Source organism: Streptomyces massasporeus (assembly GCF_014648995.1).
GTDB lineage: Bacteria > Actinomycetota > Actinomycetes > Streptomycetales > Streptomycetaceae > Streptomyces > Streptomyces massasporeus.
The window spans coordinates 869,652-882,878 of sequence record NZ_BMSE01000002.1 but is presented as its reverse complement, the minus strand read 5'-3'; the positions used below and the strand labels follow the sequence as shown (position 1 = coordinate 882,878).

Genomic DNA, 13,227 nt, shown 5'->3' with positions numbered 1-13,227 from the left:
CGGTAGTAACGGGTTCTACAAGTAGCAAGAGGCACGGGCCCGCCAATTGCCCGCATGACTATTGCGGTCACCGAGCGGGCCTCAGCACACTACTCACAGAACTAGAACGCGTACTAGTTCCGCTGAGCCTCCCGGAGAGGACCCGCACCCATGGCTGCCGAACCCGTGATCGTCGAAGCCGTACGCACCCCCATCGGCAAGCGCGGCGGCGCGCTCGCCAATCTGCACCCCGCCTACCTCCTCGGCGAGACCTACCGCGAACTCCTCGGCCGCACCGGCATCCCCGCCGACTGCGTCGAGCAGATCGTCGGCGGTACGGTCACCCACGCCGGCGAGCAGTCCATGAACCCCGCGCGCACCGCCTGGCTGACCATGGGGCTCCCCTACGAGACCGCCGCGACGACCGTCGACGCGCAGTGCGGGTCCTCCCAGCAGGCCTCGCACATGGTGGCCAACATGGTCGCGGCCGGGGTGATCGACGTCGGCATCTCCTGCGGGGTGGAGTCGATGTCGCGGGTGCCGCTGGGGTCGGGCTCGAAGCACGGGCCGGGCAAGCCGTTCCCCGACGAGTGGAACGTGGACCTGCCCAACCAGTTCGAGGCGGCCGAGCGCATCGCCCGCCACCGGGGCCTGACCCGCGAGGACGTCGACGCGCTGGGCCTCGCCTCGCAGGAACGGGCCGCCCACGCCTGGGCGGAGGAGCGCTTCAAACGAGAGACGTTCGCGGTCCAGGTCCCCACGACCGAGGAGGAGCAGCACGCCGGGCAGGGCATGTGGCGCCTGGTCGACAAGGACGAGGGCCTGCGCGACACGACGGCGGAGGCGCTGGCCGCACTGAAGCCGATCATGCCGACGGCGGTGCACACGGCCGGGAACTCGTCGCAGATCTCCGACGGGGCGGCGGCGGTGATGTGGGCGTCGAAACGGATGACCCGGGCGCTGAAGCTCCGCCCTCGCGCCCGGATCGTGGCCCAGGCCCTCGTGGGTTCCGACCCCCACTTCCACCTCGACGGCCCGATCGACGCGACCAAGGCGGTGCTGGGCAAGGCCGGGATGTCGTTGCGGGACATCGACCTCGTGGAGATCAACGAGGCGTTCGCGTCGGTGGTGCTGAGCTGGGCGCGGGTCTTCGACCAGGACCTGTCGAAGGTGAACGTCAACGGCGGCGCGATCGCGCTCGGGCACCCGGTGGGAGCGACCGGGGCCCGGCTCATCACGACGGCCCTGCATGAACTGGAGCGCGCGGACAAGGAGTTCGCGCTGATCACCATGTGCGCGGGGGGCGGCTTGGCCACCGGCACGATCATTCAGCGGTTGTAGACGTCCAGTTGACGAAGGTGGTGAAGGCGGCGGGATCGAGGGTGATGATCGGTCCCGCCGGGGTCTTGGAGTCGCGTATTGCGACGGTGGTGTGCGGGGTTTCGGCGATCTCAACGCAATCGCCGCCCTGGTCACCGCTGTGCGCGGACTTGCGCCAGGCCAGCATGCCGATCGCCGCGCATTCGACGCATTCGCCGCCTTGATCGCTGCTGTAGCTGGACTTACGCCACTGAGTCTCCGCCGGAATCGCGATGCTCGCCATAGCGTTCCTCCATCACTCGCCGGATCAACTTCGCCGAGTCCCTGAGGGAGAGCGCGGCGGCCTGTAGATGATCGTAACGGAGCGAGCAGTCCTTAACGGTGTCCGGATTCGCGGTGGGGTGCCCGCTGCCATAGCCCTCGGTGTAGACGATGGCCGGGTCGCTCGCGAAGTGGAAGAGGGTGAATGAGCCTGTAAGCCCCGCATGCGCTCCGGCCGAAAACGGCAAGACCTGGACATTGATTCGAGGGTTGCTGTCGAAGGCCAACAGGTGCTCCAGTTGACCGCGCATGGTCTCGGGACCGCCGATCTCCTGGTACAACGCGGCCTCACTCAGCACCATCCAGAAGACCGGCGGCTCCTCCTTCTCGAAGATGCGCTGACGAGCCAGACGAACAGCAGTCCGGTCGTCGAGGTCGGTCCGGTCCAGCGCGCCGAGCGTGTCTCGCGCGTACGTGCCAGCCTGGAGCAAGCCGTGCAACATGCCCATCTGGAACGTACTGATCTCCGTCGCCCGCGCCTCCAACTCCGCAACCCGTTGAAACCACGCCGGAAGCCGACTCCGCAGCACCAACTCGACGAGCCGGGAGAACATACCGTCCGTCCCCAGCGCCGCATCCGCCCGTTCGCTGAACTCCGGCGTCGGAAGCTTCCGAGCCGTCTCGATCTGGCCCACCAAGGAGCCGGTGTAGTTGAGGATGTCCCCCAACTGGCGCTGCGTCAGCCCGGCGGCCTCCCTGTGCCGCCGCAGCTCGAAGCCGTAGTAGTCGAGCGGCGACGCACCCGGGTCAAGGGCGTTGATGTGGGTCACGGCGAAAGCCCCTCTCACGCAACTCGGTCCACAACGGAACCGGTTGTATCCGTTCCGTAGCCGAGGGTAGTCAGCGCACGTCAGCCTCGTCCCGTGAACGAATACATTCCCGCCCAGTACGCGATGCGCCTCACCGTCGGCTCGCACGCCCCCGGCACATCCGCCGCATCGTCCGCTCGTTCCTCGGCGAGTGGGACATGCCCGAGCTGTCGGACGCCGTCGAACTGGGCGTGACCGAGCTGCTCGCCAACGTCGTACGGCACGTCCCGGACCGCCGCTGCGCGCTGCTGTTGCTGCGGCAGCGCACCGGCGTACGGGTGGAGGTCACGGACGCCAGCGATGAACTGCCGCGCCTGCCAGACACGTTGGACACGGAAGCCGTGAACGGCCGGGGTCTGCTCCTGCTGGACGCGATGGCCGACAAGTGGGGCGTGTCGCTGTGGTCCGGGGGCGGGAAGACCGTGTGGTTCGAGTGCGGAGGCGAGTCCGCCCACTAACAGAAGGGAGCGTCCGGCGCGTTGGCCCAGAAGGAAAGGAACGACCAGGTCTGGGCTCCGATACGACCGTCCACGACGATGCCGGCACACTGCTGGAAGGCCCTCGTCGCGGATTGCGTCAGTCGACCGAAGTCCCCGTCCACGTCCAGACCGGCGTCGATCGCCTGGTTCAGGTAGCACTGGGCCTGCTGGACCACCGCCCCGGACGACCCCAGACGGAGGTTCGGTCGGTTGATGGTGAAATCACATATGTCGTCGGGCCCCTGGGCCACCAGGGCTGTTGGGCGGTTCAACTTGTCTGCGGCCTGGGCGGGTTTCACCACGGCGGTCGCAGAGGTTCCAGGTGATGCCGCTACAGCCGGTGCTCCCACAAGGGAGATTGGCACGGCCAGCGCCGCTACGGCGGTGAGCACACGTCGCATCCCGATCACCTCCACAGAGGGTGCCCCTTTCTCATCGTGCGCGGCCCTCACCCGGGTTGCATCTCGGGGATGGCCGCGCCAGGGGGGTGGAGCCAGGCGGCGTGGGCCTCGGGGTCCTGTCAGCCGTGTACGGGTTTCCGGGTGGGTGTGTGTTCGCGGTCGGCCGCCGCCACCGCCCGCGCCCGCGCCCCCTGGAGGACGTACGTGAGGCCGAAGCCCGCAGCGATCACCACCGCTCCCCCGGCCGCGTCCAGCACCCAGTGGTTCGCCGTCGCCACGATCGAGGCGAGGGTGAGCAGCGGATGCAGCACGCCCAGCGCCTTCACCCACCACCGTGAGGCCAGGACCGCGATCACGACGCCGCACCACAGGGACCAGCCGAAGTGCAGGGACGGCATGGCCGCGTACTGGTTGGTGAGGGCCGTGAGCGTGCCGTAGTCCGGCTGGGAGAAGTCCTGGACGCCGTGCACGGTGTCGATGAAGCCGAGCGTCGGCATCAGACGGGGTGGGGCCAGGGGGTAGAGCCAGAAGCCGACCAGGGCGAGCAGCGTGGCGAAGCCCAGCGCGGAGCGGGCCCAGCGGTAGTCGCCGGGGCGGCGCCAGTAGAGGACCGCGAGCACGGCCAGCGGGACCACGAAGTGGAACGACGTGTAGTACTGGTCGAGGACGTCCCGCAGCCATCCGATCCCGACGACGGTGTGGTTGACCCAGCGCTCGATGTCGAGATGCAGGACGCGCTCGAGGTCGTAGACCTGCCATCCGTGCTCCTCCGCCTCCGCGCGCCCGGCGGAGTTGCTGCCGCCGCCCGCGGCGAGGCGGACCTGGGAGTAGGCGGCGTAGGTGACGCGGAGGAGGAGCAGTTCCAGGAGGACGTTCGGCCTGGTGAGGGCCCGGCGCAGGAACGGCACCAGCGGTACGTGGCGGAAGCGGGTCGCGGCGGTGGGTGCGTACGCGGCCGGTTTCGGCGACCGGTAGAAGGGCGAGCCGCGGGGCAGGAACGGCACGGCGGTGGCGGCGGCGAGCGCGGCCAGCAGCACGACGTTGTCCCGCAGCGGGCGGAGGGTGTCCATGTCCGGCAGCAGCATGCCCGCGGGCAGCGTCATGACCAGGACGACGGCGACCGGCCACACGTAGCGGTCGCCGGCGCGGGTGCCGGTGATACCGACGACCGCGAGCAGCACCCACAGCAGCTGGTGCTGCCAGGCGGTGGGTGAGACGACGATCGCGGCGCAGCCGGTGATCGCGACGGCGAGCAGCATCCGCCCGTCGCGGAAGCAGGCCACGGCCCGGCGCAGGGCCAGGACGGCGACGGCGGCGCCGAGCGTCAGGAAGAGCGCGATCTCCAGGGGGCCGTTCAGGCCGAGCCGGAGCAGGGCGCCGTGCAGGGACTGGTTGGCGAGGTCGTCGGCCGGGCCGCCGAGGCCGACGCCCGCCATGTGGTGGACCCAGTAGCGGTGGGAGTCGTGCGGCATCGCCGCCCAGGCGAGCCCGGTGCCGACGGCGAAGGTGACGCCGGTGGCGAGCGCGGCGCGCCTGCGGCCGGTGCACCACAGCAGGGGCGTGAACAGCAGCAGCGTCGGCTGGAGCGCCGCCGCGAGGCCGATGAGCAGGCCGCTGGTGCGCTGGCCGCGGGCGGTGAAGCAGCCGAGCAGGACGAGCAGGACCGGGATGATGCTGGTCTGGCCGAGCGAGAGGGTGCTGCGTACGGGCAGGGACAGCATCAGCAGGCTGACGGCGACGGGCGCGGCCAGCAGTGCCGTACGGCGGCTGACCGGCTGGGGCAGGGCGCGGGCGGCGATCAGGCCGAGGGCGACGACGAGCAGCAGCGTGCCGAAGGTCCAGCCCCAGCCGAGGGCCTGTTCGGCCGAACGGGTGAGGGGCTTGAGGACGAGCCCGCCGAAGGGCGTGCCCGTGAAGCGGGTCGAGTCGTACAGCGAGCCGTTCACGTGCAGGACGCCGTTCGGCCCGACCCAGGTCTCCAGGTCCGTCAGCCGCTCACCGCGCGGGGTGGCGAGCACGACGGCCACCTGCCGGGCGGCGAGGAGGGCGGCGATCAGCCACAGGCCCACGCGGGCGACGCGCAGACGTGTGCGGGCCCCGCCGGCGGCCGTCGCCCCGAAGCCTTCCGCCGGCCGTCCGCCGCCGTGATCCCCATTCGCCACGCCTCGTCGGCCTCCCGCACCAGTCCATCTCATATGTCCCGAATGTGGATATTCCTCCTGCGAACCCTATGGGGATCGTGCAGCTTCGGGGAAGGAGGCGCGGGCGGCATCGACCGTGCGCAGGCGGCGTGACGGCCTCTCGCGGAGGCGGCGCGGAAGCGACGAGGAAGCAGCGAGGAAGCGATAAGGGTCACATGAAGATCGGTTGTGAACCGCCTCCTGCGGGGCAGAAGCACCAGCACAGCGCCGATTTACGTGCAGTATGCAGCCAACGCCGTACCGCCCGTAAGCGGATCAAATTCGCCTATCGTCGCTTTTTCGGCCCGTACGACAGCGCCGCCGCGCGGGACCGCGTCCCTGTCCCCGTCGAAAGGTAGGCGAGCGAGTCTTGTCGACTGCCTCAGTCGTCGCCCCCGCGTCCCTCGTGAAGTCCCGCAAGGCGAAGACCCCCGACCCCACCGTCACCGACCCCGCGCTCGTCAAGCGCGCCGTGAAGGCGGCCGCGCTGGGCAACGCGATGGAGTGGTTCGACTTCGGCGTCTACAGCTACATCGCGGTCACGCTGGGCAAGGTCTTCTTCCCCTCGGGCAACCCCACCGCCCAGCTGCTCTCCACGTTCGGCGCCTTCGCCGCGGCCTTCCTGGTCCGCCCCCTCGGCGGCATGGTCTTCGGCCCGCTCGGCGACCGCGTCGGCCGCCAGAAGGTCCTCGCCCTCACCATGATCATGATGGCGGCGGGCACCTTCGCGATCGGTCTGATCCCGTCGTACGCGACGATCGGTGTCGGCGCGCCGATCCTGCTCCTCGTGGCGCGGCTCGTGCAGGGCTTCTCCACCGGCGGCGAGTACGCGGGCGCCTCCACGTTCATCGCCGAGTACGCCCCCGACAAGCGGCGCGGCTTCCTCGGCAGCTGGCTTGAGTTCGGCACGCTGGCCGGCTACATCGGCGGCGCGGGCCTGGTCACGATCATGACCGCCCTGCTCTCCGCCGACGACCTGACCTCCTGGGGCTGGCGCATCCCGTTCCTGATCGCGGGCCCGATGGGCATCATCGGCCTCTACCTGCGGCTGCGCCTGGAGGAGACCCCGGCGTTCGCGGCCGAGGCCGAGAAGGCCGAGAACAACCGCCCGAAGACGCCGCTGCGCGAGATGGTCACCGGCCAGTGGCGCGCGCTGCTGCTCTGCGTCGGCCTGGTGCTGGTCTTCAACGTCACCGACTACATGCTGCTGTCGTACATGCCGAGCTACCTGACCGGCCAGCTCCACTACGACGAGACGCACGGCCTGCTGGTCGTCCTCGGCGTGATGGCCGTGATGATGATCGTCCAGCCGTTCGCCGGGGCGCTGACCGACCGCGTCGGCCGCCGCCCCGTGATCGCCACCGGCTGCGCGGGCTTCCTGCTGCTGTCCGTCCCGGCCCTGCTGCTGATCCGCGAGGGCAGCCTGCTCGCGGTCGCGCTCGGCATGGGCGCCCTCGGCATGCTGCTGGTCTGCTTCACGGCGTCGATGCCCTCCGCGCTGCCGGCGCTGTTCCCGACGAAGGTCCGCTACGGCTCGCTGTCGATCGGCTTCAACGTCTCGGTGTCCCTGTTCGGCGGCACGACCCCGCTGGTGGTCACGGCCCTGATCGGCGCGACCGGGAACATGATGATGCCCGCGTACTACATGATGGCGGCGGCCGTGATCGGCGGTTTCGCCGTGTGGCGGATGACGGAGTCGGCGGGGCGCCCGCTGCCCGGCTCGGCGCCCTCGGTGGCGGGTCGACACGCCGAGTGAAATCCCGCTGACAGCGACCCGCGCACCAACTATCTTCGTCAGCGCCAGTAGTTAGGGATGCTAACTATGCTGACGAAAGGTAGAGGTGCATGAGCGAGTCGCACGTCTGGGACGAGGTCGACGCCTACTTCACCGCCCACCTCGCACCGGACGACGAAGCCCTGGCGGCCGCCCTGCGAGAAAGCGACGCCGCCGGGCTTCCGCACATCAACGTCGCGGGAAATCAGGGCAAGCTCCTCCAGCTCCTCGCCCAGATCCAGGGCGCCCGCCACATCCTGGAGATCGGCACGCTCGGCGGCTACAGCACCATCTGGCTGGGCCGCGCCCTGCCCGCCGACGGGCGGCTGGTCTCCCTGGAGTACGACCCGCGGCACGCCGAGGTCGCCGTCCGCAACCTCGCCCGCGCCGGCCTGGACAAGCTGGTCGAGGTGCGGGTGGGTCCGGCCCTGGAGTCGCTGCCCAAGCTGGCCGACGAGAACCCGCCCCCGTTCGACCTGGTCTTCATCGACGCCGACAAGGCCAACAATCCGCACTACGTGGAGTGGGCGATCCGGCTCACCAGCACAGGCAGCCTGATCGTGCTCGACAACGTCGTACGGGGCGGCCGGGTCGTCGACGCGGACAGCACCGCCCCGGACGTCACGGGCACCCGCACCGCGATCGAGCTGATCGCCGCCCACCCGAGGCTGAGCGGCACCGCGATCCAGACGGTGGGCATGAAGGGCTACGACGGGTTCGCCCTGGCGCGCGTGCTGGCGTGAGGCTCCGCCGTCAGACGATCTGAGGCCCTGCCTCACGCGGCGTGATGCCCGGCGTGACACTGCATGCGGCCCCGCCGTCACACCTCGTGGTAGAAGCCCACGTTGACGCTGCGCGGGGCGGTGCGGTCCTGGATGATGATCTCGCCGCTGCCGCCCCTGGGCAGCGGGACGGTACCGCCGTAGGCGAGGGGCTGGACGTACTCCCCCATGGTCAGCCGCACTTCGGAGGACGGGTCGGGCTGGGAGCCGCGCAGCCAGGTGAGCTGCCAGGTGCCCTCCGGCCCGCACAGGAACTCCAGGTGCACGCGGGAGACGAACAGCCAGTCGTCCGGCGTGCTCAGCCGGCACACGGACTTGTCACGGCCCACCCGCAGCACCGCGCCCGGCTCGCTCGGCGCGTCGGCCATGAGCATGCCGGCCGTGGCTCCCGCCTCCGCCTCCGCGACGGTGGCCATGGTGAGTTCGAGCACGTGCGCTCCTTGTCCGAGACGTCCTGGGTGGGACTGCAAGCCCGCCGAATGATAGAACGCCTGGCCGCACGGTGTCCGGCACAATGGCCTCATGACCGAGCGAAAGCCACCAGGCGTCGACTTCGAGTCCTGGGTCGACAAGCAGATCCGTGACGCGGAGACGCGCGGGGAGTTCGAACGGCTGCCGGGCGCGGGCGAACCCCTCCCCCGCGACATCGAGAGCACCTACGACGAACTGTGGTGGGTCAAGCGGAAGATGGCCCGCGAGGGCTTCTCCGTCCTCCCGCCCACGCTGGCACTGCGCAAGGAGGCGGAGGACGCGCTGGAGGCCGCGCTCGCGGCCCCCTCGGAGCGGATCGTCCGGAAGATCATCGGCGAGATCAACGACAAGGTCCGCGAGATGATGTTCAAGCCGCCGCCCGGCCCCCCGCTGGGAAAGAAGCCGTACGACGTCGAGGACGTCGTACGGCAGTGGCGGGAGCGCCGGGCGGAGCACTGACGACCGGGGGATGCCCCCCGGATCACACGTGCAGCAGCCGTTCGGCCAGCTCGCGGTAGTCCTTCAGGGCCAGCCGGAGCTGCTCGGTGTCGGCCGACGAGACCGACCTGCCCTCGCCGCCCTCGACGGACTGCCAGGAGTGGCGCAGGGTGCGACGGCGCTGTGTCACGGCCTCGGTGAAGCGAGCCGCGATCTCCTCCAGCACGTGGTCGGCCTCCTCGACGGCGGCCCGGGGCCCGTCGACGAACCCGGCGACGGCGTGCTGCAACTGCGAGCCGAACTTGTCGGAGTCGTCGTGGCCGAGGAGGTGCGCCCGGTTCTTGGCGGAGCCGACCTTGTCGGGGCCGGTGCCGTGGTCGCCGCGGTGCACTTCGCCACCGAGCCGGTCCGTGTCGTGCCGACCGGTGCCGGGCAGGTCCGTGCCGTGCCGGTCGGTGCCGGGCAGGTCCGTGCCGTGCCGGTCGTTGCCGGGCACGTCGGAACCGTGCCGGTCGGTGCCCGGAAGGTCCGTACCGTGCCGGTCGGTGCCGGGCAGGTCCGTGCCGTGCCGGTCGGTGCCCGGAAGGTCCGTACCGTGCCGGTCGGCAGCGGGTACGTCGGTGCCGTGCGCCGCGGCGCGGTCCGCGTCGGTGCCGTGCGGGGCGCCGCGGTCGGTCTCGATGCCGCGCGTGGCGCCGCGGTCCGCGTCCAGGTCCCGGGCCGTGTCGTGGTCCGTGCCCGGCGCGGTCGTGCGGTGGCCGGTGCCCAGGACGCTCTCGCCGCGGGCGTCCGGCGTGTGGTCGCCCGGCGGTCGGGTCATGTCGGTCATTGCCTCAACTCTCCTTCGCCTGACGTCGGTTCATCGCCCACGGCATGTGACCGCCGCGGGCCGGAGCCTTGCGGCCCCCGTTCAGTTCGGCGCGCTCGCGGCCGCCGTCGTGCCGTCCGCCGGTGTGACCGCCGCCGTCGTGGCGGACCGGCTTCACCAGCTCCTCGAACAGGGCGCGGGCCGCCACAAAGGCCTCGCGCATGTCTTCCGTGCCCTGGCCGCCGTCGCGGGCGTCCTCCGCGCGCAGATGCGCCGCGCGGTGCACGCGCCGGTAGCCGTCCACGTGGTGGGCGTGGTGCACGGACAGCGCGGCCAGCTGTTCCTCGTACTGCCCGCCGTCCGGGAAGCCCCGGACACCGGCGACCTCGGCGAGCAGCCGGTCCGCCTCGGCGACGGCTTCGCGCGGCGAGTCGACGAACCGCTCCTGCGCGGCCGTCCAGCGCGCCTCGTACTGCTCGCGCTGCGCCGGCTCCAGCGACCGCTCGCGCAGGTCGCCGTGGCGCTGGACGCGCTCGGTCAGCTCGCGCTCGGCCGCTTTGGCGTCGCCGTCGTGCCGGGCCACGGCCCGGTCGTACTCGGGTCCGAAGCGCCGCTTCAGGCTCGGGCCACGCCGAGGCCCGCGGGCGCGCAGGGTCATGACGGCCGCGATGATGACGACCGCCGCTATCACGATCAGAGCAATGATCAGGCCAGTGGACATGAATGCCTTCCGGGTTCTCGGCCCAACCGGCTCTCCTCGCGAGCCGGTTCGCCCGTCGGGTGTCCCCAAAGCCCGTCTCCAAACGGCTCCCGGGCGCAACCGGGGCGCGAACGGGTGGCCGGGACTATTCGCTTGCGTGTCCGGTGGGGTGCCTGAGGAGAATGCGGTCCATGACCTGGACCGTGGCTCCGGAGCCGTACGACTCCCCCGTGGCCGCCGCGCTGTGGCGGGCGTACTACACCGAGGTCAGCGACCGCTGGTACCTGCTGCACGAGGGGCGCCGGACCGAACCGGCCGAGCTGGAGCGGGAGATCGCCGCCCAGCCGGGCACCGACCTCGCGCCCCCGCGTGGCAGGCTGCTGGTCGCCCGGTACGGCGGTGAGCCGGCCGGCACCGCAGGCGTACGGCTGCTGGACGGCACCACCGCCGAGCTCAAGCGGGTGTTCCTGCACGAGCCGATGCGCGGCCGGGGCGGCGCCCCGCTCCTGGTCCGGGCCGCCGAGGACGCCGCACGCGCGCTCGGCGCCGCCCGGATGATCCTCGACACCCGCGGCGACCTCGTCGAGGCCCGCGGCCTCTACGCCCGCCTCGGCTACACGGAGACCGCACCCCACAACGACGACCGGTACGCGGAGCACTGGTTCAGCAAGGAGCTGGCCTGACGTCAGGCCCTCTCCTGCGTGGAGCCCACGCTGTACGGCCGCTCGCGCCGCGATCCGCACAGTTCGCCGGTCAGCTCCCGCACGAGCCGCTCCAGGTCGGTCGGCCGGTCCGGTCCCCACCAGTCGCCGAGCAGCTCGGCGAGGGACTCCTCACGGGCCTCGGCCAGCCGGTCGGCGACCCCACGCCCCTGGTGGGTCAGGACCATGTCGATGCCCCGGCGCACGGCGAGGCGGCGCTCCTCGGCCTGGCGGGCGGCCTCCATGACCACGGTCAGCGGTATGGGCATCGTGTCGGCGAGCACGCCCGGCTCCACGGAGCCGTTGCGCCGCATCCGCAGCAGCAGCCAACTCGTGGCGGGGAGCAGGTCGTAGCCCGCCCGGGTGGTGATCTTCCGGTAGATCTCGCGCCGCCCCGCGCGGGTGCCGAGCACCGACAGCGCCCGGCACACCTCGTCGTACGAAGTCCGCTCGACGGGGTTGCTGGCGAGGGTCTCGGTGACGTCGGGCGCGGTGACCGAGCCGCGCAGCCGGTCCTCCTTCAGGAACCAGGCCAGGACGAAGCCGAGGAGCGCGACGGGGGCGGCGTACAGGAAGACGTCCGTGATGGAGACGGCGTAGGCGTGCAGGGCGGGCGGGCGCAGGCCGGACGGCAGGGCGGCGATGCCGCGCGGGTCGGCCTCCAGGGTGTCCACGGAGATGCCGGGCGGGAGCCGGACGCCCCGGAAGGCGTCCGTGAGCTGGTCGCCGAGCCGGCCCGCGAAGACGGTGCCGAAGACGGCGACGCCGAACGAGGCGCCGATGGAGCGGAAGAAGGTCGCGCCGGAGGTGGCCACGCCCAGGTCCTCGTAGGGGACGGCGTTCTGCACGATGAGCACCAGGACCTGCATCACCAGGCCGAGTCCGAGCCCGAAGACGAAGAAGAAGCCGCTCAGCTCGGCGGTGGAGCTGTGCTCGTCGAGCTGGTGGAGCAGGAGCAGCCCGAGCGTGGTGATGCCGGTGCCGGCGATCGGGAACACCTTCCAGCGGCCGGTGCGGCTGACGATCTGCCCGGAGGCCGTCGAGGCCAGCAGCAGGCCCAGCACCATCGGCAGCATGTGCACACCGGACATGGTCGGGCTGATGCCCTGCACGACCTGGAGGAAGGTCGGCAGATACGTCATGGCGCCGAACATGGCGAACCCGACGACGAAACTGATCAGGGCGGCGAGCGTGAAGGTGCGTACGCGGAACAGCTTGAGCGGCAGGACGGGTTCGGCGGCCCGCCGCTCCACCGCCACGAAGGCGACGGCGAGGAGCACGCCCAGGACCGCGAGGCCGACGATCTGCCAGGACCCCCACGCCCAGGTCGTCCCGCCGAGCGAGGCGACCAGTACCAGGCAGGTGGCGACGGCGGCGATGAGGAAGGTGCCGAGGTAGTCGATCACGTGCCGTTGCGCCGTGCGCGGGATGTGCAGGACGGCGGCGATCACGGCGAGCGCGACGACGCCGACGGGCAGGTTGACGTAGAACACCCAGCGCCAGCTCAGGTGCTGGGTGAACAGCCCGCCGAGCAGCGGCCCGAGCACGCTGGTGGCGCCGAACACGGCCCCGAACAGGCCCTGGTAGCGGCCGCGTTCACGAGGCGGCACCAGATCTCCGACGATCGCCATCGACAGCACGATCAGCCCGCCGCCGCCGAGTCCCTGAAGGGCCCGGAAGGCGATCAGCTGAGCCATGTCCTGCGCGGCGCCGCACAGCGCGGACCCGATCAGGAAGATCACGATCGCCGTCTGGAACAGCCTCTTGCGCCCGTACTGGTCGCCGAGCTTGCCCCACAGAGGGGTGGCGGCGGTCGCGGCCAGCAGATAGGCGGTGACCACCCAGGACAGGTGGTCCAGGCCGCCGAGATCGCTGACGATCGTGGGCAGCGCGGTCGACACGATGGTCTGGTCGAGGGCGGCCAGCAGCATGCCGAGGAGCAGGGCGCCGATGGAGACCAGGACGTTCCCGGGCACCTGCTCCTGAGGGGCCGCGCCCGGGGGCGTCAGCGTGGTGGCGTTCGCGTCCCCGGCCATACGACCTCCCGAGTCTCCTGTGACATTT

At 71.1% G+C, this 13,227-nt stretch carries 14 protein-coding genes; 6 read left to right on the top strand and 8 right to left on the bottom strand.

Annotated features, from left to right (window positions below; translation table 11 throughout):
* The first annotated feature begins 150 nt into the window (after positions 1 to 150).
* Positions 151 to 1,320: a steroid 3-ketoacyl-CoA thiolase gene (locus IE153_RS08795; RefSeq protein ID WP_189589152.1), complete on the top strand. Its 1,170-nt coding sequence runs from the start codon at positions 151 to 153 to the stop codon at positions 1,318 to 1,320.
* Here the strand turns inward: IE153_RS08795 and IE153_RS08790 are convergent.
* Together IE153_RS08790 and IE153_RS08785 are read right to left on the bottom strand one after the other, a co-directional pair.
* Complete coding sequence (locus tag IE153_RS08790) at positions 1,304 to 1,582, bottom strand: DUF397 domain-containing protein (protein WP_189589151.1); 279 nt, start codon at positions 1,580 to 1,582, stop codon at positions 1,304 to 1,306. The genes IE153_RS08795 and IE153_RS08790 overlap by 17 nt on opposite strands.
* The gene (locus tag IE153_RS08785; protein WP_189589150.1) at positions 1,542 to 2,390 is read right to left on the bottom strand and encodes a helix-turn-helix domain-containing protein; all 849 of its coding nucleotides are present in this window, start codon (positions 2,388 to 2,390) and stop codon (positions 1,542 to 1,544) included. Before IE153_RS08785 ends, IE153_RS08790 begins: the two co-directional genes overlap by 41 nt.
* A gap of 197 nt (positions 2,391 to 2,587) precedes the next feature.
* Here IE153_RS08785 and IE153_RS08780 point away from each other — a divergent pair, with 197 nt between their 5' ends.
* On the top strand, positions 2,588 to 2,887 hold the full coding sequence (locus IE153_RS08780; protein ID WP_438817904.1) for an ATP-binding protein: 300 nt from the start codon (positions 2,588 to 2,590) through the stop codon (positions 2,885 to 2,887).
* Here the strand turns inward: IE153_RS08780 and IE153_RS08775 are convergent.
* Together IE153_RS08775 and IE153_RS08770 are read right to left on the bottom strand one after the other, a co-directional pair.
* Positions 2,884 to 3,309 carry a peptidoglycan-binding domain-containing protein gene (locus tag IE153_RS08775; protein WP_189589149.1) on the bottom strand — a complete coding sequence of 142 codons (426 nt, stop codon included), beginning with the start codon at positions 3,307 to 3,309 and terminating at the stop codon, positions 2,884 to 2,886. The two genes, IE153_RS08780 and IE153_RS08775, sit on opposite strands and share 4 nt — an antisense overlap.
* Before the next feature lie 119 nt (positions 3,310 to 3,428).
* Positions 3,429 to 5,471 carry a bifunctional glycosyltransferase 87/phosphatase PAP2 family protein gene (locus IE153_RS08770; protein ID WP_189589148.1) on the bottom strand — a complete coding sequence of 681 codons (2,043 nt, stop codon included), beginning with the start codon at positions 5,469 to 5,471 and terminating at the stop codon, positions 3,429 to 3,431.
* 388 nt (positions 5,472 to 5,859) lie between these two features.
* Here IE153_RS08770 and proP point away from each other — a divergent pair, with 388 nt between their 5' ends.
* Together proP and IE153_RS08760 are read left to right on the top strand one after the other, a co-directional pair.
* Complete coding sequence (gene proP / locus IE153_RS08765; protein ID WP_189589147.1) at positions 5,860 to 7,245, top strand: glycine betaine/L-proline transporter ProP; 1,386 nt, start codon at positions 5,860 to 5,862, stop codon at positions 7,243 to 7,245.
* Between the two features lie 89 nt (positions 7,246 to 7,334).
* On the top strand, positions 7,335 to 8,006 hold the full coding sequence (locus tag IE153_RS08760; RefSeq protein WP_189589146.1) for an O-methyltransferase: 672 nt from the start codon (positions 7,335 to 7,337) through the stop codon (positions 8,004 to 8,006).
* Positions 8,007 to 8,083: 77 nt separating this feature from the next.
* Here IE153_RS08760 and IE153_RS08755 read toward each other — a convergent pair whose 3' ends face one another.
* Complete coding sequence (locus IE153_RS08755) at positions 8,084 to 8,476, bottom strand: FHA domain-containing protein (protein WP_030837054.1); 393 nt, start codon at positions 8,474 to 8,476, stop codon at positions 8,084 to 8,086.
* Positions 8,477 to 8,567: 91 nt separating this feature from the next.
* On the opposite strand from IE153_RS08755, the gene IE153_RS08750 reads away from it, so the two are divergent.
* Positions 8,568 to 8,975 carry a DnaJ family domain-containing protein gene (locus IE153_RS08750; protein WP_097216364.1) on the top strand — a complete coding sequence of 136 codons (408 nt, stop codon included), beginning with the start codon at positions 8,568 to 8,570 and terminating at the stop codon, positions 8,973 to 8,975.
* A gap of 22 nt (positions 8,976 to 8,997) precedes the next feature.
* Here IE153_RS08750 and IE153_RS08745 read toward each other — a convergent pair whose 3' ends face one another.
* Together IE153_RS08745 and IE153_RS08740 are read right to left on the bottom strand one after the other, a co-directional pair.
* Complete coding sequence (locus IE153_RS08745) at positions 8,998 to 9,783, bottom strand: hypothetical protein (protein WP_189589145.1); 786 nt, start codon at positions 9,781 to 9,783, stop codon at positions 8,998 to 9,000.
* A gap of 4 nt (positions 9,784 to 9,787) precedes the next feature.
* Complete coding sequence (locus IE153_RS08740) at positions 9,788 to 10,483, bottom strand: hypothetical protein (RefSeq protein WP_189589144.1); 696 nt, start codon at positions 10,481 to 10,483, stop codon at positions 9,788 to 9,790.
* Positions 10,484 to 10,653: 170 nt separating this feature from the next.
* On the opposite strand from IE153_RS08740, the gene IE153_RS08735 reads away from it, so the two are divergent.
* On the top strand, positions 10,654 to 11,145 hold the full coding sequence (locus IE153_RS08735) for a GNAT family N-acetyltransferase (RefSeq protein ID WP_189589143.1): 492 nt from the start codon (positions 10,654 to 10,656) through the stop codon (positions 11,143 to 11,145).
* A 2-nt stretch (positions 11,146 to 11,147) separates the two neighbouring features.
* Here IE153_RS08735 and IE153_RS08730 read toward each other — a convergent pair whose 3' ends face one another.
* Entirely contained in the window at positions 11,148 to 13,199 is a 2,052-nt protein-coding gene (locus IE153_RS08730; RefSeq protein ID WP_189589142.1) for an MDR family MFS transporter, read from the bottom strand.
* Between the last annotated feature and the right edge of the window lie 28 nt (positions 13,200 to 13,227).